This is a genomic window from Aequorivita viscosa (genome assembly GCF_900106795.1).
Lineage (GTDB): Bacteria > Bacteroidota > Bacteroidia > Flavobacteriales > Flavobacteriaceae > Aequorivita > Aequorivita viscosa.
In genome coordinates, this window is the sequence record NZ_FNNS01000005.1 from 59,854 (window position 1) to 83,421 (window position 23,568).

General features: G+C 37.9%; 22 protein-coding genes. 18 read left to right on the forward strand and 4 right to left on the reverse strand.

Annotated elements, in window-relative coordinates; all coding sequences use genetic code 11:
* The first annotated feature begins 113 nt into the window (after nucleotides 1-113).
* Nucleotides 114-1,775: a T9SS type A sorting domain-containing protein gene (locus BLW28_RS03925; protein ID WP_073215230.1), complete on the forward strand. Its 1,662-nt coding sequence runs from the start codon at nucleotides 114-116 to the stop codon at nucleotides 1,773-1,775.
* Nucleotides 1,776-1,849: 74 nt separating this feature from the next.
* A complete protein-coding gene (gene rlmN / locus BLW28_RS03930) occupies nucleotides 1,850-2,890 on the forward strand; it encodes a dual-specificity RNA methyltransferase RlmN (RefSeq protein WP_073215235.1) in 1,041 nt (346 codons plus the stop codon).
* Nucleotides 2,891-2,941: 51 nt separating this feature from the next.
* Here rlmN and BLW28_RS03935 read toward each other — a convergent pair whose 3' ends face one another.
* Complete coding sequence (locus tag BLW28_RS03935; protein WP_073215238.1) at nucleotides 2,942-3,751, reverse strand: T9SS-dependent choice-of-anchor J family protein; 810 nt, start codon at nucleotides 3,749-3,751, stop codon at nucleotides 2,942-2,944.
* Nucleotides 3,752-3,939: 188 nt separating this feature from the next.
* On the opposite strand from BLW28_RS03935, the gene BLW28_RS03940 reads away from it, so the two are divergent.
* From BLW28_RS03940 to dnaG, 5 genes are all read left to right on the forward strand, one after another.
* Nucleotides 3,940-4,917, forward strand: coding sequence for a polyprenyl synthetase family protein (locus tag BLW28_RS03940; protein WP_073215241.1), 978 nt, complete (start codon nucleotides 3,940-3,942; stop codon nucleotides 4,915-4,917).
* Between the two features lie 145 nt (nucleotides 4,918-5,062).
* Nucleotides 5,063-5,629: an RNA polymerase sigma factor gene (locus tag BLW28_RS03945; RefSeq protein WP_073215244.1), complete on the forward strand. Its 567-nt coding sequence runs from the start codon at nucleotides 5,063-5,065 to the stop codon at nucleotides 5,627-5,629.
* Nucleotides 5,616-6,377 carry a hypothetical protein gene (locus BLW28_RS03950; RefSeq protein WP_073215248.1) on the forward strand — a complete coding sequence of 254 codons (762 nt, stop codon included), beginning with the start codon at nucleotides 5,616-5,618 and terminating at the stop codon, nucleotides 6,375-6,377. The genes BLW28_RS03945 and BLW28_RS03950 overlap by 14 nt, the downstream gene beginning before the upstream one ends.
* An 82-nt stretch (nucleotides 6,378-6,459) precedes the next feature.
* Entirely contained in the window at nucleotides 6,460-7,542 is a 1,083-nt protein-coding gene (locus tag BLW28_RS03955; protein WP_073215251.1) for a hypothetical protein, read from the forward strand.
* Between the two features lie 494 nt (nucleotides 7,543-8,036).
* Nucleotides 8,037-10,019 (forward strand): DNA primase, encoded by a 1,983-nt coding sequence (dnaG, locus tag BLW28_RS03960; RefSeq protein WP_073215255.1) that lies wholly within the window; start codon nucleotides 8,037-8,039, stop codon nucleotides 10,017-10,019.
* A 10-nt stretch (nucleotides 10,020-10,029) separates the two neighbouring features.
* Here the strand turns inward: dnaG and nadE are convergent, their stop codons facing one another.
* A complete protein-coding gene (nadE, locus tag BLW28_RS03965) occupies nucleotides 10,030-10,836 on the reverse strand; it encodes an NAD(+) synthase (protein ID WP_073215258.1) in 807 nt (268 codons plus the stop codon).
* 271 nt (nucleotides 10,837-11,107) lie between these two features.
* Between nadE and gldB the strand changes: the two genes are divergently transcribed.
* Together gldB and gldC are read left to right on the forward strand one after the other, a co-directional pair.
* Nucleotides 11,108-12,064 carry a gliding motility lipoprotein GldB gene (gldB, locus tag BLW28_RS03970; protein ID WP_449369282.1) on the forward strand — a complete coding sequence of 319 codons (957 nt, stop codon included), beginning with the start codon at nucleotides 11,108-11,110 and terminating at the stop codon, nucleotides 12,062-12,064.
* Complete coding sequence (gldC, locus tag BLW28_RS03975) at nucleotides 12,064-12,405, forward strand: gliding motility protein GldC (protein ID WP_073215261.1); 342 nt, start codon at nucleotides 12,064-12,066, stop codon at nucleotides 12,403-12,405. The genes gldB and gldC overlap by 1 nt, the downstream gene beginning before the upstream one ends.
* A 20-nt stretch (nucleotides 12,406-12,425) precedes the next feature.
* Here gldC and yihA read toward each other — a convergent pair whose 3' ends face one another.
* Both yihA and BLW28_RS03985 read right to left on the reverse strand, forming a co-directional pair.
* The gene (gene yihA, locus BLW28_RS03980) at nucleotides 12,426-13,031 is read right to left on the reverse strand and encodes a ribosome biogenesis GTP-binding protein YihA/YsxC (RefSeq protein WP_073215264.1); all 606 of its coding nucleotides are present in this window, start codon (nucleotides 13,029-13,031) and stop codon (nucleotides 12,426-12,428) included.
* A gap of 62 nt (nucleotides 13,032-13,093) precedes the next feature.
* Complete coding sequence (locus tag BLW28_RS03985; protein ID WP_073215267.1) at nucleotides 13,094-13,858, reverse strand: alpha/beta fold hydrolase; 765 nt, start codon at nucleotides 13,856-13,858, stop codon at nucleotides 13,094-13,096.
* 202 nt (nucleotides 13,859-14,060) lie between these two features.
* On the opposite strand from BLW28_RS03985, the gene mraZ reads away from it, so the two are divergent.
* The 9 genes from mraZ to BLW28_RS04030 are packed head-to-tail and all read left to right on the forward strand — an operon-like array spanning nucleotide 14,061 to nucleotide 23,513.
* Entirely contained in the window at nucleotides 14,061-14,534 is a 474-nt protein-coding gene (mraZ, locus tag BLW28_RS03990; RefSeq protein WP_073215569.1) for a division/cell wall cluster transcriptional repressor MraZ, read from the forward strand.
* Nucleotides 14,521-15,417, forward strand: a complete 897-nt coding sequence (rsmH, locus tag BLW28_RS03995; protein ID WP_073215566.1) for a 16S rRNA (cytosine(1402)-N(4))-methyltransferase RsmH — start codon at nucleotides 14,521-14,523, stop codon at nucleotides 15,415-15,417. The genes mraZ and rsmH overlap by 14 nt, the downstream gene beginning before the upstream one ends.
* Nucleotides 15,418-15,451: 34 nt before the next feature.
* On the forward strand, nucleotides 15,452-15,796 hold the full coding sequence (locus BLW28_RS04000; RefSeq protein ID WP_073215270.1) for an FtsL-like putative cell division protein: 345 nt from the start codon (nucleotides 15,452-15,454) through the stop codon (nucleotides 15,794-15,796).
* 35 nt (nucleotides 15,797-15,831) lie between these two features.
* A complete protein-coding gene (locus BLW28_RS04005) occupies nucleotides 15,832-17,832 on the forward strand; it encodes a penicillin-binding protein (RefSeq protein ID WP_073215272.1) in 2,001 nt (666 codons plus the stop codon).
* Nucleotides 17,829-19,292, forward strand: a complete 1,464-nt coding sequence (locus BLW28_RS04010; protein ID WP_073215275.1) for a UDP-N-acetylmuramoyl-L-alanyl-D-glutamate--2,6-diaminopimelate ligase — start codon at nucleotides 17,829-17,831, stop codon at nucleotides 19,290-19,292. The genes BLW28_RS04005 and BLW28_RS04010 overlap by 4 nt, the downstream gene beginning before the upstream one ends.
* A gap of 3 nt (nucleotides 19,293-19,295) precedes the next feature.
* Entirely contained in the window at nucleotides 19,296-20,528 is a 1,233-nt protein-coding gene (gene mraY / locus BLW28_RS04015; RefSeq protein WP_073215278.1) for a phospho-N-acetylmuramoyl-pentapeptide-transferase, read from the forward strand.
* Between the two features lie 37 nt (nucleotides 20,529-20,565).
* Nucleotides 20,566-20,925 (forward strand): four helix bundle protein, encoded by a 360-nt coding sequence (locus BLW28_RS04020; protein ID WP_073215281.1) that lies wholly within the window; start codon nucleotides 20,566-20,568, stop codon nucleotides 20,923-20,925.
* Nucleotides 20,922-22,292, forward strand: coding sequence for a UDP-N-acetylmuramoyl-L-alanine--D-glutamate ligase (gene murD, locus BLW28_RS04025; RefSeq protein ID WP_073215285.1), 1,371 nt, complete (start codon nucleotides 20,922-20,924; stop codon nucleotides 22,290-22,292). The genes BLW28_RS04020 and murD overlap by 4 nt, the downstream gene beginning before the upstream one ends.
* Nucleotides 22,293-22,322: 30 nt before the next feature.
* Nucleotides 22,323-23,513, forward strand: a complete 1,191-nt coding sequence (locus tag BLW28_RS04030; protein WP_073215289.1) for an FtsW/RodA/SpoVE family cell cycle protein — start codon at nucleotides 22,323-22,325, stop codon at nucleotides 23,511-23,513.
* Nucleotides 23,514-23,568: the final 55 nt, after the last annotated feature.

Consider the following 23,568-nt stretch of genomic DNA (forward strand, 5'->3'; position numbering starts at 1 on the left):
TTATTAATTGTTTTTAAAATCCCGATGCGAGTCGGGATTTTTTATTTTTAAGCATCTCATTGTCAAATATCAAAATAAAAAATTATCTTAGTGTCCCCATTTAGGCTTAGATAATGAGAAAACGTATACTTTTCTTCTTTTCTTTATTTTTAGTTTGCGCCGTCTTTTCACAAGAAGGTCAAATTCCTATGCCTAAAAGTTGGGGATTAAACCTTACCAATTCCCCAAAGGTAGAACAGCTCAACCCAATTAATTTAGCTTTAATTAGAAAGCAGGACAGTATCAACGACCTCGATAAAAGTATTCCGTGGCGCTATGGCATCGAGCGTAATTTGAACCTGAATAGCAATAGTGGCGGCCTTTGGAATGACTTAGCAGATGGAGGGAGGATTTGGCGAGCCGTGGTCCAGTCGCAAAACGCAATAAACCTTAGCTTAAACTTTAACGACTTTTACCTGCCCGAAGGAGCTAGGCTTCAAATTTATAATGATGATCAAACCGAAATAGCCCAAACCTTAAATAGTTCGCATAATCGAGATTCTAAGAAGCTAGGAACTTGGTTTGTCAATGGCGATATTATTTGGATAGAGTATTATCAACCGCCGCATGTTTCCGAAGCACCACGATTAGATATTAAAAGTGTGGTTCACGGATATAGATTAGGAGAAATAGATATTTCTAATCCAGAGGGCAATAGAATCAATGGTTCTGGAAATTGTAATTACGACGTAAATTGTCCGATAGGTTCAGATTTCGAGTCGCAGAAAAACATTTTAAAAAAATCTGTTGCTTTTGTAAATTTAGGTAATGGATATCTTTGTTCTGCTGTGTTGATTAATAACGCCAAAGCCGATAAAACTCCTTATCTTCTTACTGCAAATCATTGTGTAGTAAACAGCGATCCTTCTTTTTGGTCTATTCGTTTTAATTGGATAAGCCCAAATCCTGTTTGTGGTACTGATGAAGAAAGTGGCGATTTACAAAATAACTTTACCGTGAGTGGAGCCGAATTAATCGCAAGTAATAGCCTAAGCGATTTTGCATTAGTAAAATTATACGACGATATTCCCGAATCTTGGGATGTTGCCTTTGCTGGCTGGGATAACTCCGATACCGACCCGGTTTTTGAAGTGGGAATCCATCACCCAAACGGTGATATTATGAAAATTTGTAGAGATAATTCTGGAGCAACTAAGGAAAATGCCAATGGCACCGAAGTTTGGTTAATTGGCGGTGGCCAGCACGGAACAGGAAACGGTTGGGAAATCGGTACAACAGAAAGTGGCTCTTCGGGTTCGCCACTTTTTAATGAAAATGGCAAAATTATCGGCCAATTATATGCAGGTGAATCTGCGTGTACTGGTTTTGAAAATAATCAGAATTACGACATTTACGGACGCTTTGGTGTTTCTTGGAACGCTGGGAACTCACCCGAAACACGGTTAAAAGATTGGCTAGACCCAGACAATTCTGGAGAAACTTCTATTGAAACGCTTCAGAATATTTTGAACGTTCCTGACTTTCAAACTATAGGTGAATTAAAAGTTTATCCAAATCCGGTAAGCACATCAATTACTGTGCAGAACGATCGTTATCCGCATCTTTCATATCAATTTTCAAATATGATGGGACAGCAAATACAGGCTGGTTCCTTGTCTAATACAATGAATACAATTTCTGTAGAAGATCTTGCCGAAGGAATTTATTTGCTTGTACTAACAGATAATGACAGTAGTGATTCCATAACTAAAAAAATTGTGGTAAAGCGACAATAGCGCATTCACCGCACTTTTCTTATCTTAAAAACTCCAATTGACCATCCTAACATAAAATGCTGTAATTTTGCAGCATGATTTCAGATAAAAAAGATATACGTGCGCTTTCAAAGCAACAACTCCAAGACTTCTTTGTAAGTATTGGAGATAAACCTTTTCGAGGAACACAAGTGTATGAGTGGCTTTGGAATAAGGGTGCTCACGATTTCGATGAAATGACAAATATTTCAAAGGAAACTAGGGCGCATTTAAACGACAATTTTGTTATTAACCACATCAAGGTAGATCAGCTGCAAAAGAGCGCAGACGGCACTATTAAAAACGCTGTCCGGCTGCACGATGACTTAGTGGTGGAATCTGTATTGATTCCTACCAAGAAAAGAACCACCGCCTGTGTTTCTTCTCAAGTAGGGTGTAGTTTAGATTGTGCGTTTTGTGCGACGGCTAGATTGAAACGTATGCGAAACCTGAATCCAGATGAAATCTACGACCAAGTAGTTGCTATAGACCGTGAAAGTAGATTGTATCACGACAAACCGCTTTCCAATATCGTTTTTATGGGCATGGGCGAACCGTTGATGAATTATAAAAATGTACTGGAATCTATCGAGAAAATAACTTCGAATGAAGGATTGGGTATGTCGCCAAAACGAATTACAGTTTCAACTTCGGGCGTTCCTAAAATGATAAAAAAATTGGCCGATGACGAAGTGAAGTTTCATTTAGCTGTTTCATTACATTCCGCCATTCAAGAAACAAGAGAGCAAATTATGCCTTTTGCCAAAAATTTTACCTTGCCAGATTTACGGGAAGCTTTAGAGTATTGGTACAGCAAAACAAATCGAAAAATTACGTACGAATATATTGTTTGGAAAGATATTAACGACAAACGAGAAGATATTGATGCCCTTGTAGCTTTTTGCAAATACGTTCCTTGCAAAGTCAATTTAATCGAGTACAACCCAATAGACGATGGCAACTTTCAACAAGCCTCATCGGAAGCCACACAAAGCTATATAGACAGTCTAGAACGCAACAGAATCCCGGTTACTGTAAGACGCAGCCGCGGAAAAGATATTGACGCTGCTTGTGGGCAATTGGCGAATAAGCAATAACAAAAAAAGAGCGACCATTGGCCGCTCTTTTCAAATAAGAGAAATTGTAAATTAGTTCTTTACAATTTTGAAGCTTTTTGTAGCTCCATCAATAGTTACAGTAGCAATATAAACAGAAGACTGTAAACCAGAAAGGTTAATAGCTTCTGTGTTGCTGTCTAACTTCTGTGAAAGAACTTCTTGACCTAACATGTTGAATAGACTGATGTTTTGGATTGGAGTTTTAGATGATAGATTAAGTACATTGCTGTTTACAAAATATGAGAATCCTTCAAATTCATTTGATTCTACTGATAATGCATCAGCAGTAACCATTACGTCGTCGATAGATAGAAAATCCATATCAGAAACATCGTGATGTCTGAATGCAACGTAAACTGTTTGACCTGCTAAGCTAGAAATGTCTAATGTTCTATCGTACTGTGTTCCAAGATCATCTGGATCGTCGTAAACTTCAGTGAACATAACTGGAGAAGCCTCTAAAACTGTAATGTCGTCGCTTGCCGCAACATAAACACTGTAGTTTTCGTTATCCCAAGATGCAGCAGCAGCTAAAACTTTCCAAGAAAGTTCAATTGTACCAGAAGCAGCTGTTAAATCAATTGCTGGAGTCACCGCCCAATTGTCTGGAAATAACGGTGAACCTAGCCAAGATCTAGAAATAAGTGAAACTGGAGTTACAGGGTTTCCATCTTGATCATCAACGGTAAACTGGTCTCCCCAATTATTTCCATCCCCATCTTCATCATAAAGCTCCCATCCTGAAAGATCTTGAGCTTCAAAGTCTTCAAAATACACGCCTACTTGTGCATTCATTGCAAACGCAGCAAACATTGCTGCTACTAAAGTAATTTTTTTCATAGTTTAAGTTTTTAGAAAAGTTATTATTGGGTAAAAATACGACATTTCATTGGTTTCTACATAGCGTTTATGACAGTTTTAGGTATAAAAAGATTGTTTTGGCTTATTTTTATTGTAGGGAGAAGATAAAAAACCTAGCTTTTAAAATGTTCAGTCCTCTTTTGTTTTTTCCATATCTTTGACCTTTTATGAAGATAGTCTCACGCATCAAACTTCCCATTGAAAAAGAGATGGACCTTTTTGAGAAAAAATTCTCTGAGTCCATGTCTTCCAAGGTTTCGCTTCTCAATAGAATTACGCATTATGTCGTAAATCGAAAAGGGAAACAGATGCGTCCCATGTTTGTATTTCTTATTGCAAAAATGACGGGCGATGGCCAAGTAAACGAACGCACCTATCGCGGGGCATCGGTCATAGAACTTATTCATACCGCCACTTTGGTACACGATGATGTGGTAGACGATAGCGACCGCCGCCGTGGCTTCTTCTCATTAAATGCACTTTGGAAAAATAAAATTGCCGTCCTGGTGGGCGATTATTTACTGTCTAAAGGGTTGTTGCTTTCGATTGATAATGGCGATTTTGACCTTTTGCGAATCATCTCGGTAGCCGTTCGTGAAATGAGCGAAGGAGAACTGCTTCAGATTGAAAAAGCCAGAAGGTTAGATATTACCGAAGAAGTCTATTTTGAAATCATCCGCCAAAAAACAGCCACCCTTATTGCTGCTTGCTGCGCTATGGGCGCACGTTCTGTCATGGCATCGGATGAAGAAGTGGAGAAAATGCGAAAATTTGGTGAGCTTATCGGTACCGCTTTTCAAATAAAAGATGATCTTTTCGATTATGGAAACGAGCACATCGGTAAGCCTACAGGAATTGATATTAAAGAACAGAAAATGACACTTCCTTTAATATATGCCCTAAACAACGCTTCACCCAAAGAAAGCAAATGGCTCATAAACTCCGTAAAGAACCACAATAAGGACAAACAACGCGTAAAAGAGGTTATTGCCTTTGTGAAAGAAAACGGTGGTCTCGATTATGCAGTTGTAAAAATGAAGGAATACCAACAACAAGCCCTTCAACTACTAGAAACCTATCCCGATTCTGAATATAAAGAATCCCTTATTTTAATGGTGAATTACGTTATTGCTAGGAAGAAGTAGCAGTTTTCAGTAGCAGTTGTCTGTTTCAGAATACCGAGAAAACTGAATACTGCCACTGAATACTGAACACTTTTTTTCCCCGACAGGCAACCTTTTTCAAAAACCAAGCGTCTATTAAATAAAGACCCAAACAGCGAAGCGTATTTTGAAAATTATCAGCTTACATAAAAACTATTCAAAATTAATAGACAAGGCATCCAAAGGCGATCGTCGTGCACAGCGTCAGTTGTTTGAAATGTTTTCTCCCAAAATGCTCGGTGTTTGCCGACAATATTTAAAAAACAATGATTTAGCTGAAGAAGTCATGCTTTCAGGTTTTTTGAAAATGTTCACTCATTTAAAAGATTTTAAAGACGAAGGCAGTTTCGAAGGCTGGATACGAAGGATAATGGTTAATGAAAGCATTTCCCAACTTCGGAAGGATAAAAGTTTGAAGTTTGTTTCGGATGCAGTTATTGAAAACACCACAGAATATTCCACCCATATCGAAACGGAGCTTGAAGCAGCCGAAATCCAAAAGCTGATAGACTCCCTTCCCGATGGTTACAAAACTGTTTTCGTGCTATATGTGGTCGAAGGTTACAAACACAGTGAAATATCCGAATTGCTTCAAATAAGCGAAAGCACCTCGAAATCACAGCTTTTTAAAGCACGAAAAATGCTTCAGAATAAACTTAACAAACAAAATACTATAAGTTATGGCGCCCTTTAATCTGGAAAAAAATATTCGCGAGAAAATGGAGAACAGGGAGCTAAAACCTTCTCCAGACGCGTGGAAAAAACTGCAAGCCCAGTTAGATGAAAATCAGCCTAAAAAGAAATCTCGTGGTTGGTATTACTTGGCTGCAAGTGTAGTTGGGATTCTAATAATATCAACCGTTTTCTTAAACCAAAACACGGTGGAAGTGGATACTAAAATTGTAAAAGAAAACGTCCAAGGAAAGAGCAAAGAAAACGGCGAGATAATCGAAATGAATACTGAGGTTGTTTCAGAATTTTCAAATCCTTCAAAAGAGAAGAATCCTTCAGAAGGGTCCAAGACTGAAAAGCAACCGAAACAAACTACAAAAAACAGTAAGCCCATTCCACCTAAAAAGGAATCGGCAATTGATAAGAAATTAAAAAGATCTGAAGCATTGGCAAATTCCCCTATAGAAATAAATCCAATTCTTAAAGATGACGAAATTTTCAATACAAAGGTTGAGGAAGTAGTCGCTTCGGTACAATCACTTCAGAATAAAAACGAAGAAGTTACAGCAGAAGAAGTGGAAGCACTGTTAAACAAAGCTCGTCGCGACATACAAACGCAGCGAATCCTCAACAATCCAAAAGTAGATGCCACCGCTTTATTACAGGAAGTTGAGTGGGAGCTTGAAAAAAGTTTCCGCGATAAGGTATTCGATGCTTTAGGCGAAGGTTTTCAGAAAATACGAACTGCTATTTCGCAACGAAACGATTAACCCCACATCTCGACGGGCGCGCGGTCGAGATGATTTTTAAATACCCAATATTCATCATTAAATAGTCAAAAACAGGATACTTATGAAATCAATAATTACGATAACTACAGCGCTTACATTGTGCGTACTCACCAGTTTTTATGCGCACGCCCAAGAAACTGAAAAACAAACCAATGTAGAACAATCTTCGGTTTTGAAACAAACTATAATTCAAGAAGAAAAAGACGGGTTAAAAGCGGAAATAGAAAGCATTAATGCCCGCTTGGAAAACAAGTCTATTTCTGGGGCAGAAGCAGCTGCTTTAAAAAAGAAAGCAGCAGAAAAACACGCTTTGAATATTGAAAACCGATTGGCAATAATCGACAATCAAACTGCGCTAAACGAACGCAATGGTCAGGAAGGTGAAAATGGAGAAGAAGACAAAAGTGGAACGAGCGTTTCAATAAGCATTGGCAATGAAAACGCCGATAACGAAAGGGTTTTTGGAGTGAGTATGAAAGGTAAAAAGAAAAAAGTTGTTTACGACAGACGCACAACTTCTGGAGCAAACATAGCTTTTGGATTAAACAATGTAATAACCAAAGGAGAGTCATTTAACAAATCTGATTTTGAAGTAGGAGGAAGCCGCTTTTTTGAAATTGGCTGGTCGTGGAAAACCCGTGTTTTTGAAAACAGCAATTGGCTTCGGGTTAAGTACGGTTTGTCTTTTCAGTTTAACGGCATTAAACCTACAGACAACCGTTATTTTGTAGATACTGGAGAACAAACCGAACTCCAAACGCATCCATTAAAACTGAATAAATCAAAATTCAGGATGGATAATTTAGTAGTCCCATTGCATTTTGAGTTTGGCCCTTCAGAAAAAGTAGAACGTGAAGATTATTTCCGCTACAAAACCCATAGCAAAATACGTGTTGGCCTAGGTGGTTATGCGGGCCTTAATTTGGGTGTGCGCCAAAAGTTGAAATATGAAGAAGACGGAAATAAAATAAAACAAAAATTGAAGTCTGGTTACAATTCAAACAATGTTATATACGGACTAAGCGGTTATGTAGGATGGGGAATTACCTCTCTCTACGCCAAATACGACCTGAATACAATTTTTACTGATAACCCAGTGGACCAACGCAACATTTCCGTAGGTCTTCGCCTCGATTTTGATTAGCCAAAAATGATTCATTATTCGATGTTTCAACCTGCAAGGTTTCTAAAAACCTTGTAGGTTTTCGCATTAATAATAGCTTCAGGCTAAGGCTCCTTTCCCTATATATCATTTTCAAACAAATTGAGAAATGCGTCATTTAGGGGAAGGTGGCAGCGGGAAATCAACTTAATTATAAGCTAGTGCTAAGTTAAGTCAAAAATATCGCATAATCCAAGGCGTCTTTTGTGGCATCTTGTCGTTAAAAAATAATTCCGTAGCTAAGGCTATGCAATGATTTTTTGCCTAAAGCTGTCACAAAATTCACGATTGCCTTTTGCGTAATTTCAACTTTAACTTAACACTAGATTTTTATTCCCGCTGACGGAAAGGGTGTCGCCAAATAGAGCACACGCGTATAACCCTGAACTCATAACTAATTCTTGCAAGTTTCTTTTTTATATACCTATTTTTACCACTTGAAACCGAAACCGAAATCCACCAACTTTTAAGCAAGGATGATCTCCAGAGCCACCATAGATAGCGTTTTTGAAACCGCCCGAGTAGAGGAGGTTATTGGTGATTTTGTGCAACTTAAGAAGTCTGGCAGCAATTTTAAGGGGCTCAGTCCTTTTACGGATGAACGTTCACCGAGTTTTATGGTTTCGCCCGTAAAACAAATCTGGAAAGATTTTAGTAGCGGAAAAGGCGGGAATGTTGTTTCCTTTTTAATGGAACACGAACATTTTACGTATCCAGAGGCCATTCGCTATCTCGCAAAGAAGTACGGAATTGAGATCGAAGAAACCGAACAGACCAGCGAACAAAAAGAAAGTGCCAACGAACGCGAAAGCATGTACTTGGTAACCGATTTTGCAAAAGATTATTTCCACAATACTTTATTAAAAACTGAGGAAGGAAAGGCGATAGGGCTTTCATATTTTAAAGAACGCGGGTTTACAGATGAAACCATTAAAAAATTCGAACTCGGTTATTCTCCCGATTCGTGGGATGCTTTTACAAGTCACGCGATTAAGAAGGGCTACAAGTTGGAATTTCTTGAAAAAACAGGTTTGTCGATTGTAAAAACCGATACTTCGACAGGCTCAGCAACCAAAATGTTCGACCGCTTTAAAGGAAGAGTGATGTTCCCCATCCGGAGCATGAGTGGCCGTACCCTTGGTTTCGGTGGAAGAATATTGACGTCCGATAAAAAGGCTGCAAAATATCTAAACTCTCCTGAAAGTGATATCTATCATAAAAGCAAAGTCCTCTACGGAATCTTTCACGCGAAACAAAGCATTGCCAAAGAAGACAATTGCTATTTGGTTGAAGGTTACACCGATGTAATTCAGTTTCATCAAACAGGTATTCACAATGTGGTTTCATCTTCAGGCACCGCTTTGACTCCAGAACAGATTCGACTTGTCAATAGACTCACCAAAAACATCACTGTTCTTTTTGATGGCGATGCTGCTGGACTTAGAGCTTCTCTCCGCGGAATTGACCTTATTCTCGAACAGGGAATGAACGTAAAAATCTGTACATTTCCCGAAGGCGAAGATCCTGATAGTTTTTCCAAAAAAAATTCCTTGGAAGAACTCACGCTTTATTTAGAAGAAAACTCGAAAGATTTTATAACATTTAAAGCCTCACTACTTGCTGCCGACGCCAAAAATGACCCTATAAAGAAAGCTCAAACCATTCACGATATGGTTGCGAGCATAGCCAAAATTCCGGATGTTATTAAGCGAGAAGTTTACTTAAGGGAATGTTCGCGAATTATGGATATTTCGGAACAAGTGCTGTTCAATTCCATAGCCCAATTGCTTCGGAAAGACCAAAAAGAAGCGGCTAAAAAAGAGAAAAAAACCCAAGAGCCTTTTGAAGTAGTTTCTTCAGAAAAGAATAAGCCCAAAAAAGTTGATGTTCAGTTTGAATTGGAACAAAAGTTAATCGAACTCCTGGTGCTTTACGGAAGTATGGAGCAAGAGTTTGAAGAAATGGTCATCGATAAAAATGAAAAAGGAGAGTTAGACTTTAAGGCTGAAGTTTTTGAGTCGCGCGTTTTCGAGAAAATTTATTTGGATCTTCAAGACGATGAAATTGAGTTTACAAATCCTGAATTCAAGAATATTTATTCTGAAATCATTAATCGTTATGTGGAAAACCCTGAAGCGAAATCTGAGAATTTTGTAAACCAAATGGCACCAGAAATCGCAGCGGGCGTTACAAATATTTTAATGGAAGAAGAGCGATATGTCTTACATGATTGGGAGCGTATGCAAATTTTTGTAAAGGAAAAAGAAAAAACAATTGCCCAAGTAGTGAGTGAAACTATTCTTAGTCTTAGACGCTTCTTAGTGGCTAAAAAAATCGATGAACTTTCTGAAACAATGAAGAACGATCAGGATTTTGATAAAGAAGCAGGTTTGCAGGAAATTGTAGCCTACATCGGACTTAAAAAACTACTTTCAGATAAACTCAATCGCGTTCTTTAATTCGCTTGCTTTAGTTTCCTTTAGGGGCTTTTCTTAAATCATCAGGAATTTCACAAATTGGAATCGGTTTCATTTTATGCTGATTGGCATTGTTAAGTCGCGTATAAATATCGAAAACTACTTTTCTTCGTCCTTCAAAATCTAAAATGCTATGTCCGCTCTCTTTCATTTTCATTGCCCATTCCAGTTCGTCGTAACTAGCTCCCAGTTGATCTTCATCGGTACGACTATCGCCAAAAAGTCCGTCTGTGGGCTGTGCTTCTAAAATAGACTTCGGAACGCCTAAAACCCTTGCTATAACGTACACTTCACTTTTCATTAAATCGGCAATTGGACTGATGTCTACACCGCCATCTCCGTACTTTGTAAAAAAACCGACTCCAAAATCTTCTACTTTATTGCCAGTTCCTACAACCAAATAATGGTTTACACCCGCAAGGAAATACAAGGCTGTCATTCGTAAACGTGCACGAGAATTTGCCAGGGATAGATTCAATATTCCTTCTTCGGCCGTTTGTGGAATTTGAGTATTAAATTCATCAAATACCGAGCTGAGGTCAAATTCGGTCTGCTTTACATTCGTATAATTGTTCATTAAAAACGAAATGTGTTCTCTCCCCCGTGTTACTTGGCTTTCAGCTTGATGAATTGGCATTTCAACACAAAGCGTTGGCAGTCCTGTTTTAGCACAAAGCGCCGAAACAACGGCCGAATCAATTCCCCCACTTATCCCCACAACAAAACCCTTTACTTTAGCGTTTTCGGCATACGATTTTAACCAGTTTACTATTAAATCAATTACTTTTTCTGCTTGCATATTTTTTGGTTATTTGTTATTATTTTGTTAGTTACTGAATACTGAATACTGATTCACTGACTAACTGAATAACTGCTCAACTCATTTTTGATATCAAAAGTAAAAAGTACCTTTGCGCGTCAATAGTGGTTAAAGATAAATTTAAAATTAAGGATAGGCAAAATCCAACAAAGAGATATTTTTTTGAAATAACGTCGCCGACAAATTTATGAACAAAATGAAAACTTTCAATTTCGCTTTTCTACTTCGAAAAATACAGGAGCTGGCACCTATCCGTTTCGCTTTACTCTTGTTTTTAGTTGCGCTTGCTCTTTCGTGTAATGATCGAAACAGAGTCGAGAAAGAGATTGAGAAAATTCCTATGAATGTTGAAATAATTCGTTTTGACAAAGAATTTGCCGCCGCCACTCCTGCAGATCTTCCAAAGCTAAAAGCAGCATATCCTTTCTTTTTTCCAACGCAATATTCGGACAGTATTTGGATAGAAAAGTTAACCGACACGCTTCAAATTGAATTGGAAAATGAAGTTTTCAAAGTCTTTCCAGACAATGAAGAATTAGAAGATGTTTTGATCCCGCTATTTCAGCATATTAAGTATTACTTCCCGAAGTTTACTACGCCAAAAGTGATAACAACCACTTCCGATGTGGATTATCGAAGTAAAGTGATTGTTACCGATAGTTTGCTGGTTATTGCACTAGATACTTTTTTAGGGAGTGAACATCCGTTTTACTTGGGTATTGATAAGTATGTTGCTAAAGAAATGAAACCCTCTCAAATTGGGCCTTATGTAGCCGAAGCGTATGCTTTTCAATATGTGAAACCTCCGCGAAACGCAAATTTTATTAGTCAAATAATTTACTTTGGAAAACAGCTGTATCTAAAAGATTTGTGGATGCCCAATATATCAGATGCTGAAAAAATAGGCTATACCGAAGACGAATATGCTTGGGCCGAAGAGAATGAACTCTATATGTGGCGCTATTTTGTTGAAAGCGAAATGCTATACAATACCGACCCTAAACTCGGAGCCCGGTTTATTAGCCCAGCGCCATTTTCAAAGTTTTATCTCGAAATAGACAACGAATCGCCTGGTATGTTGGGGCGTTATCTGGGGTGGAAAATTGTGCGCTCCTATATGGAAAATAATTCAGTAGAAGTTCAAAGACTAATGGTTCTTGACGCAGACGAAATTTTTAAAAATTCAAAATACAAACCTAAAAAGTAATGGAAACAAAACATACTTCCGAAATAAAACTCAATGTAGAACTTGATGAAAATAGAATTCCAAATGCAATTCGTTGGACTGCTCAAGATGGAGGGGTGACTGATGAAGCAACCAAAGCAGTAATGCTTTCTGTTTGGGATCACGCAAATCAAGAATCACTACGAATAGATCTTTGGACAAAAGATATGCCGCTGGACGAGATGAAAGTATTTTTTCATCAAACTCTTACTGCAATGGCAGATACCTTTCAACGCGCTACAAATGATGATAAAATGAGCGATACCATGCGCGATTTCTGCGATTATTTTGCGGAAAAATTGGAATTGAAAAAAGGAAAGTAAAGTAAGGGAGGTGCGAGGTTTTAAAAATCAACCATATTTGAATTCAAGGATTCGATATAGTTTAAAACCTCATCCCGCCCTGTGTAATTGCTCGCTGAGGTAACAAAATGTTGTGGCATTTCTTCCCAAGTTTCGAGCATTTTAGCGGTATAAGCTTTTATATTTCGCTCTAATGCCATTGGTTTTAACTTATCGGCTTTGGTGAAAATAATATTGAACGGAATACCGTTTTCGCCCATCCATTGCATAAATTCTAAGTCGATAGGTTGTGGTTCAAGACGGCAATCTACTAATACGAAAGCTAAAATCATTTGTTCCCGCTCTCGAAAATAATCGGTTATAAATTTTTGAAATGTCCTTTTAATGCTTTTTGAAACACGCGCATAACCATATCCTGGTAAATCTACTAAATACCAGTTTTTATTGACAAGAAAGTGATTTATAAGCTGTGTTTTCCCTGGGCGTCCCGAAGTTTTTGCAAGGTTTTTACGATCCATCAACATATTGATAAGTGAGGATTTTCCCACGTTGCTGCGGCCAATAAAAGCATATTCAGGCAAACGGTCTTTCGGGCATTTTTCGACCTTGCTGTTGCTCATTAAAAATTCTGCCGACTTTATCTGCATACTGCTAGTTATGAGTTTAGAATTAAGAGTTTCGCTTTCAGAAAAATTGAGTTTTGTAGAAACTAGAAACCTCTTTTTTCTAGCCAATAGTATAGTAACTCGTTGAATTTGTCTGGATGTTCCATCATCGCCGCATGACCACATTTGTCAATCCATAAAAGCTCTGAGTCTGGTAAAAGTTCGTGAAATTCTACCGCAACTTCGGGTGGTGTAACGTTGTCATTCTTTCCCCAAATAATGCAGGTAGGAGTGTGCATTTTCGGTAAATCTTTCGCCATATTATGCCTGATGGCACTTTTTGCAATTGCAAGCGTTCTAATAAGTTTATTTCTGTCGTTTACACTCTCGTAAACTTCATCAACAATTTCTTTGGTGGCAACTGCAGGATCGTAGAAAACATTTTCTGCCTTTTTTTTGATGTATTCATAATCACCACGCTTCGGATAACTTTCACCCATAGCGCTTTCATAAAGACCTGAACTACCTGTAATTACAAGTGCTTTTATTTTTTCAGGATATAACTTTGTGCAAAGCAACCCAATATGTCCTCCTAATGAATTTCCAAGCAAAATTACCTGGTCGTATCCCAAATGATCAATGAATTGTGAAACGTATTTCGCGAAATTTTTCACATTAGTTTTTAACAAGGACATCTTGTAGATGGGAAGCTCAGGGATGAGGATTTTGTAGCCTTTTTCTGGAAAAAAATTTGCTACTCCATCAAAATTGCTCAATCCGCCCATAAGTCCGTGTAAGACAATGACGGGAGCGCCTTCGCCTATTTCTATATATGAAAATTTACCTTCTTTCTTTAAGTTCTCAGACATTCTTGGTTGGTGCAATTAAGAAAAACAAAAGTAAACAAATTTATTTCATATGGTCTATTTAAAATTTGCCTTTGTTTTTACCCTCAAGAATTCAGGGTGGTGAGTTGTGGTAAAACTTATCAACAAAGTGGTAGAATGTGGTAAAAAGTGGGAAAAGTTATATATATTTGAAGTTATAAAATGCAAAAGGCAGATTTTCACAATGCTCAATCTAATAGGCACATACGAATGTAAAGCGGACGTAAAAGGTCGCGTTATGGTTCCTGCACCGTTAAAAAAGCAGCTGGCTCCCGTAATGGCCGACGGCTTTGTTGTGAAACGAGCCGTTTTTCAGCCTTGCCTAGAAATGTACCCAATGAAAGAGTGGGAGGCGCTAATGCTAAAAATGACTGAGCTGAATCGTTTTAAAAGAAAAAACAACGATTTTATTAGAAGGTTTACAGCAGGGGTTAAGGTGGTTGAATTAGACGCTTCCGGGCGATTGTTGATACCAAAAGATTTGCTTTCGTTTGCTGGAATCAACAAGGAATTGGTGATTTCTTCAGCGATAAATATTGTGGAAATTTGGGATAAAGACAGATATGAACAGGCTATTGATGATGCGGCAGACGACTTTGCCGATTTAGCCGAAGAAGTAATGGGAGGAGGTTATAGCGATGGCGATGGAGTATCATAATCCAGTTTTGTTGAAAGAAACCGTAGATGGTTTAAATATTAAGCCAGACGGGGTTTATGTAGATGTTACTTTTGGCGGAGGTGGGCATTCTCGCGAGATTTTAAAAAGATTAGGACCTGAGGGAAAGCTAATCGCTTTTGATCAAGATGAAGATGCTGTGGCAAATGCAATTGACGATTCTCGGTTTTTGTTGATAAGTCAGAATTTTAGATTGATGAAACGTTTTCTTCGTTTTTATGGATATAAAACTGTTGATGGCGTGCTTGGTGATTTTGGAGTGTCTTCGCATCAATTTGATGTTGCTGAAAGAGGTTTTTCCACTCGTTTTGAAGCAGATTTGGATATGCGAATGAATCGAGGCAGTAATTTTTCGGCATATACAGTGGTCAATCAATACGAAGAAGAGCAATTGCGAAATGTGTTGTCAAATTACGGTGAATTGCGAAATGCTGCGGCAATGGCTCGTGTTATCGTGGAAGCTAGAAAGGACGGAAAAATAAAAACCAGTGAGCAGTTAAAAAGTGTCCTCAAGCGGTTTTTACCAGGGCATAAAGAAAATAAAATTTTAGCTCAAATATACCAGGCAATTCGGATTGAAGTGAATCAAGAATTGGAGGCTTTAAAAGAGTTTTTGTTGCAAACCGATGAGGTTTTAGAGTCTGGTGGGAGAATAAGCTTGATAAGCTATCATTCTTTGGAAGATAGATTGGTGAAGCGCTACATTCGAAACGGTTTGTTTGAAGGAGAGCCGGAAAAAGATGTTTTTGGAAGATTTGAAGTTCCTTTTAAGGCTGTTGGAAAGTTTATAGCGCCTTCAAAAGAAGAAATTAAAATGAATAATCGCGCCCGAAGTGCAAAGCTTCGAATAGCCGAAAAAATATAAATAAGGAAATAAGGATTTGTAATTCTGCGATAAGGTGAAAGATGGTTTTTACAATATAATAAAGGGAAAATTCTTGGTGAGCGACGATTCACTAAAGAATTGGCAGTTTATTGTTTTTCTTTCGTTTTTGGCCTTAGCAATGATTGGTAGCTCGCATACTGCCGATAGGAAAGTACATCAAATCTCGAAACTGAGTGCGCAAGTAAAAGAACTAAAAAGCGAATATGTAGATGTTCGTATGCGCTTGATGCAGTCTAGAATGGAAAGCCGAATTATTAAAGCAATGGAAGGTCGAGGTTTAGAGCCTTCAACAACGCCACCTAAGAGAATAAGAATAGTAGCAAAAAATAAAAATGAAGCGCAAATAGCAGCGAATTAAATTATTAAAACCCCCAAACCGATAATTGATTAGTAATGGCGATTGAAGATAAAAATATAATGAACAGATTATACATCATTGCTGGATGTATGTTCATCTTCGCTCTAGCCATTAGCGTGAAGTTAGTGAATATTCAGGTTGTTGATGGTGAGAAGTATCGCGAACTCGCAAAGAAAAGCACGGTAAAAAACTTTGTTATTCCAGCCAGCCGCGGAAATATTTACGCCGATGACGGAAGTCTTTTGGCTACTTCAGTTCCCAAATACGATATCCGTTTTGATGCGGTTACGGTTTCTTCAGAAGATTTTAAAGAGAATTTAAATGGCTTGTGTGAAGGCTTGAGTCAAATGTTTGGCAAGCCGGTTTCATACTATCAAAATTTGCTTAGAAAGGCACGGGCAAATAAAAGCCGCTATTTGTTTATTGCAAAAAACTTAGGCTACTCAGATTATATTAAAGTAAAAAATCTGCCACTTTTCCGTAAAGGGCCTTACAAAGGTGGCATCATTGTGGAGCAGCGTACAGTACGTGAACATCCTATAGGTGCAATTGCGCAACGAACTGTTGGAGGAGAATCCACTACTAAACCAGGGCATTACGCTGTTGGTTTAGAGGGAGCTTTTAATGATATGTTGACGGGAAAAGAAGGCCATAGGTTAAAGCAGAAAATTGCTAAAAATCAATGGAAACCCGTTTATGACGATAACGAAATTGAACCACAGGACGGCTATGATATCGTTACTACAATCAATGTTAATATTCAGGATATTGCACACCATGCGCTTTTAAAGCAATTAGAGTACTACCAGGCTGAGCACGGCTCTGTTATCGTAATGGAAGTTGCAACAGGCGAAATAAAAGCTATTTCAAACTTAGGCCGTACTTCTGGGGGCGGTTATTACGAAAAACTCAACTACGCAATAGGCGAATCTCACGAACCTGGATCCACTTTTAAAGTAATGGCGCTTATGGCTGCTTTGGAAGATAAGGTTGTTGATACCAGCACTGTTATCGATACTGAAAACGGAGTGAAAAGGTTTTATGGAAGAAACATCCGTGATTCGCGTCGAGGTGGTTATGGAAAAATTTCTGCCGCTCGCGCTTTGGAAGTTTCATCAAACATTGGTTTGGCCTCTATTATTGATGATAATTACGCTAAAAATCCAAATAAGTTCATCAATCGTTTAAAAAGCTGGAATCTCAATAAAAAAACAGGAGTTGCAATAGTAGGGGAAGGAACCCCGATGATTCCTGAACCTGGACATAGTAAGTGGAGTAAAAACGCCCTGCCTTCAATAGCTTATGGCTATAATTTAGAACTCACTCCACTACAAACCTTAACTTTTTACAATGCCATTGCCAACAATGGTGTTATGGTGAAGCCAAGGTTTCTTAAAGAAGTTAGGGTCTGGAACGATAAAGTTACTACTTACGATACACAGATTATCAATCCTAAAATTTGTTCAGATGCCACTTTAGGCGCTATTAAAGCGGTGTTGGAAAATACAGTAAAACGTGGTACAGGAAAATCGCTCTACTCTCCCGATTTCTCTATGGCAGGAAAAACTGGTACGGCAAGAACAGAATACTGGATGTCTGATTGGGATAGTAATCAACGCTACGTTTCTTCTTTTGCGGGCTTCTTTCCAGTAGAAAATCCAAAATTTTCTTGTATCGTAATAATTCATAAACCGAGTACGGGCAAGGGGTATTATGGTGCCGATGTGTCTGGCCCTGTTTTTAAACGAATTGCCCAAAAAATATTCACTGATTCGCCAAATGTGGATTCGGTAGATGAGATAGAGAAGGTAGATCCAATTATCGAAAAAGATTTTGAGAAGTACTATACTAAATTACAAAAGCCTGCCAAAACAATCCCGAATGTGACTGGAATGGCTGGGATGGACGCTATTTCACTGCTCGAAAATCTGGGTCTTAAAGTTCAGATAGTCGGAAATGGAACAGTTGTAAATCAATCTATAAAATCTGGCGAAAACTTAAAGAAGGGTCAGCAAATAACATTGAAACTATCGTGATTGTATTAAAGGACATATTGTATAAGGTAACCCTCGAAAAGGTCGTGGGCAATACTTCTGTGGCTATACATAACATAGAATTTGATTCGCGAAAAGTTTCTTTAAACGATGTTTTTGTAGCTATAAAAGGAACTGTGTCCGATGGGCACCAATTTATTGAAAAAGCAACAAATCAGGGTGCTTTGGCAATAGTGTGCGAAACCTTGCCGGAAAAGCTCATAAACGGAATAACATATATTCAGGTGGCCGATTCGCACAAAGCATTGGCTATAATTGCGGCGAATTATTACGAAAATCCGTCACAACAGTTAAAACTTGTTGGTGTAACCGGTACAAACGGGAAAACTACAATTGCGTCGTTGCTGTATCAGCTCTTCAAAAAGGCAGGCGCCGAAGTTGGATTGATTTCAACAGTAAAAATAATGGTGGGCGATGTTGCGCACAAAACAATGCATACTACGCCTGATTCGCTTACAATAAATAAATATCTGCGCGAGATGGTTGATGCTGGAGTGGAGTTTTGCTTTATGGAAGTGAGTTCGCACGGAATCCATCAAAAACGGACAGAAGCATTGAGTTTTGAAGGTGGAATTTTCACTAACCTCTCTCACGATCACTTAGATTATCACAAGGATTTTGCAGAATACCGCGATGTAAAGAAGTTGTTTTTCGACAATTTACCAAAAACAGCATTTGCATTAGTAAATGTCGATGATAAAAACGGAGCCGTGATGCTCCAAAATACCAAGGCGAGAAAATACACGTATGCGCTAAAAGCCTACGCTGATTATAAAGCGAAGGTGTTAGAAAGTCAATTTACAGGTCAGTTGTTAAAAATCAACAATCAAGAGCTGTGGGTGAGATTGATAGGAGGTTTCAATGCGTATAACCTATTGGCAATTTATGCAACGGCAGAACTTTTGGGATTAGAAACCCTAGAAATTCTTCAAATAATGAGCGTATTGGAAAGTGTTGATGGCAGATTTCAGTATCTGGTTTCAGAAAACAAAATTACTGTAATTGTTGATTATGCCCACACACCTGATGCTTTAGAAAACGTATTAATAACTATTAATAGTATTCGAACCGGAAATGAAGAAGTGATTACCGTAGTTGGCTGCGGCGGAGATCGCGATCCACAGAAAAGACCAATTATGGCTAAGGTTGCTGCCGCTTTAAGCACAAAAGCTGTTTTTACAAGTGATAATCCTCGAACAGAAGATCCTGAGAAAATTATAGCTGAAATGGAAGCAGGGGTACCAGCCGAGAATTATAAAAAAACAATATCTATCACCAATCGAAAAGAAGCGATTAAAGCTGCGTGCCAAATGGCGCAAGAAGGCGATATTATTTTAATCGCTGGAAAAGGACACGAAACATATCAAGAAATTAATGGAGAACGATTTGATTTCGATGATTTTAAAATTGTAAATGAACTGTTAACCCTCCTAAACAAATAGCAAATGCTGTACTACCTATTCAACTATTTGGATAAAACCTACGACTTGCCAGGAACAGGACTGTTTGAGTTCATTACGTTCCGTGCTTCGTTGGCTGTTATCCTTTCTTTGTTTATTGCAACAGTTTATGGTAAAAAAATCATTGATTTTCTACGTAAAAAACAAATTGGCGAATCAGTTCGCGATCTAGGGCTTGAAGGTCAAAATGAAAAAGCGGGAACGCCAACAATGGGTGGGATAATTATAATTCTTGCTACACTTGTTCCAGTGCTTCTTTTTGCTAAACTGGAAAATATTTATGTAATCCTGCTCATCGTTACCACTCTTTGGATGGGAGTAATTGGCTTTATAGACGATTACATCAAAAAGTTTAAAAATGATAAGGAAGGTCTTCCTGGAAAGTTTAAAGTAATTGGTCAAATAGGTCTTGGGTTGTTTGTAGGCATTACAATGTATGTCCATCCAGATATCGTGGTGCAGCGAACTATTGAAAATCCAGATGCTCAGACCGAGGTTATAACCCAACAGTCCGAAACATCATTCTATGTCAAGGATAAGGCGATGTTAACAACCATCCCTTTTGTGAAAGAAAATGAATTTGATTATTCCGAACTCCTTAGTTGGATGGGCGGAAACTATAAAAGCTACGTGTGGATTATTTTCATACCAATTGTAATTTTCATTATTACAGCTGTTTCAAACGGAGCAAACCTAACTGATGGAATTGATGGGTTGGCCGCTGGAACTTCGGCAATTATCGCAGCTACACTCGCTCTGTTTGCGTGGGTTTCAGGAAACTTCATTTTCTCAGACTACTTAAACATAATGTTTATCCCAAATACGGGCGAAATGACCATTTTCATAACTGCTTTCGTTGGTGCATTGATTGGATTTTTGTGGTATAATACCTATCCAGCACAAGTGTTTATGGGAGATACAGGTAGCTTAACTATCGGTGGGATCATTGCTGTAATTGCAATTGCTGTAAGAAAGGAATTATTAATTCCTATTCTATGCGGAATTTTTTTAATGGAAAACCTCTCGGTAGTATTGCAAGTGAGTTGGTTTAAATATACACGAAAGAAATTTGGAGAAGGAAGACGGATTTTCAGGATGTCGCCCCTACATCATCACTATCAAATTAAAGGTTTTCACGAAAGTAAAATCGTTACCCGATTTTGGATTGTAGGAATTTTCTTGGCAATTATTACGATTGTAACACTGAAAATCAGATAGCAAATGATTTACGATATACGATTTCGGATTTAAGATTATGAAGGAAGCGATTAAAAAAAGAATGTTACGATTTGCAGTTGATACAGGAAAGCTGTGTATGAGATTTCCCATATCAAGAGAATATAATGCCTATTGCTACCAACTAATACGATGTTCAAGTTCAGTAGGTGCAAATTACAGAGCAGCGTGTAGAGGAAAGTCCGATAAAGATTTTATAAATAAATTAAAAATCGTGGAAGAGGAAGCAGATGAAAGTATGTATTTCTTAGAAATTTTAAAAGAAATAACTGACTCACATCACAATGAAATTGACAGATTGCACAAAGAAGCCAACGAACTGTTGTCAATTACTGTTGCTTCTATAAATACGGTGCGTAAAAGGATAAATTTAAAATGAGTTCCAATCGCAAATCGTCAATCGTAAATCGTCAATCGAAAATCGTTATTCTCGGTGGAGGTGAAAGTGGAGTAGGTACAGCCATATTGGCGAAACAAACGGGGTTTGAGGTGTTTGTGTCAGACTTCGGGAAAATAAAAGAAAAGTACAAACAAGTTCTTATAAATAATGAGATTGAATGGGAAGAAGAAGGTCATTCTGAAGAAAACATACTGCTAGCAGATGTTGTGATGAAAAGCCCAGGAATTCCAGATAAGGCGCCAATAGTTCAAAAGTTGCTCGAAAAAGGTGTAAAAGTGATTTCCGAAATTGAATTTGCTGCAAAATATACCGATGCGACAATTGTGGGCATTACGGGTAGCAATGGAAAAACAACTACAGCGAGTTTGGTGTATGAAATTCTTAAAAACGGCGAGTTAAACGTGGCTTTAGGTGGAAATATAGGAAAGAGTTTTGCTGAACAAGTGTCAGAATTACGATATGAAAACTTCGTGTTAGAGTTGAGCAGTTTTCAACTTGACGGAATTGAAAGTTTCGCACCACATATTGCGATTTTAACAAATTTGAGTCCAGATCATTTGGATAGATACGATTATAAATATGAAAATTATATCGCTTCAAAGTTCCGAATAGCAATGAATCAAACATCTCAAGATTACTTTATTTATGATGCAGATGATGTTGAAATAGACAAATGGCTTTCAAAAAACACCATAAAATCACGCTTGCTTCCTTTCTCAATTAAAAAAGAATTGAGTCAAGGAGCTTTCAAAAAAAATAATGAAATAGTAATAAATATAGATAATAATAAATTTAATATGCCAATATCAGAAATAGCAATGCAGGGGGAACATAATGTGAAAAACGCAATGGCAGCCACAACGGTAGCTACCCTGTTGAAAATTAGAAAAGAAACAATTCGTCGTAGTCTTGAAGGATTTTCCGGGGTAGAGCATAGGTTGGAAAAAGTGCTGAAAATCAACAATGTGCTTTATATTAATGATTCTAAAGCAACAAATGTAAATGCAACGTTTTACGCTTTAGACAGTATGGAAAATCCTGCCATTTGGATTGTAGGTGGTGTTGATAAGGGTAATAATTACAGCGAACTTTTGCCGCTTGTAAATGAAAAAGTAAAGGCTATAATATGTTTAGGTGTCGATAATAAAAAAATTATCGAAGCATTTGGGAATATTGTTGATACCATTATGGAAACTACCTCTATGGAAGTAGCGGTTCGTACGGCGTATAAACTTGCGGAGCGAAATAACACTGTACTGCTCTCACCTGCTTGTGCTAGTTTTGATTTATTTGAAAATTACGAAGATCGAGGAAGACAGTTTAAAAATGCTGTAAGAAACCTCTAAAAATATATAAAGCAATAGCGAACTGAAATCGTGAAAAACATTTTTCAATACATACAAGGAGATAGAACAATCTGGGGGCTCGTCACTTTTTTGGCGTTGATTTCATTTGTCCCTGTATATAGTGCCAGTAGTAATTTGGCGTATTTATACGGTGATGGGAGTACCTTGCCTTATTTATTGAAACATTTTGCGCACTTAGTCTTAGGTTTTGGAATTTTATACGGAGTTCATAAAATTCCGTATAACTACTTTCGAGGTCTGTCTATTATTGCGTTGCCAGTTGTAGGAATTCTCTTAATTATAACAATGGCAGAAGGTACAACAATCGGTGGAGCCAATGCGAGTCGTTGGATTCGCTTGCCTTTTGTAGGAATAACCATTCAGACTTCTACACTGGCAGGAGTAGCTTTGATGACTTATGTGGCGCGTTATCTGTCAAAAATAAAAGATAAAACCGTAACTTTTAAAGAAACTATTTTACCGCTTTGGGCACCTGTTTTTATTATTCTGTCATTCATTCTACCAGCAAATCTTTCAACAGCTGCAATATTCTTTACAATGGTTGTAATGTTGATGTTTATTGGTGGTTACCCGCTAAAATATTTAGGCGTTATATTAGGGGCAGGACTTGTTTTTCTAACGCTCTTCATTTTAACGGCCAAAGCATTTCCGGGTACGTTCCCGAATCGTGTTGATACGTGGATAAGTAGAATCGATAATTTTACAGATAATAAGGATACAGATGCAGATTATCAAATAGAAAAAGCAAAAATAGCAATAGCTACAGGGGGAATTGCTGGCTTAGGGCCAGGAAAAAGTGTTCAGAAAAATTTCTTGCCACAATCATCTTCCGATTTTATCTATGCCATAATTGTTGAAGAATTTGGACTTGTAGGAGGTTTGTCTTTAATGTTGGTTTACCTGTTACTGCTTTTCAGAATATTGGTCGTAGCTCATAAATCATCATCAATTTTTGGTAAGCTATTGGTTATAGGTGTAGGTATTCCCATAATATTCCGAGCAATGATTAATATGGCCGTGGCAGTAGAACTTTTTCCCGTTACGGGACAAAACCTGCCACTCATAAGTAGTGGAGGGACATCTATTTGGATGACGTGTTTAGCTTTGGGAATGATATTGAGTGTAAGCGCCAAACGAGAAATAGCACCAAAAGAAGAAGCAGAGGAAAACCCGTTAGATATTTTAAGCGAAGCAATGTAAATTTTGGCAAGGACGTACCAGCGTGCGGCCAAAATCTAAATAACCATAACATCGG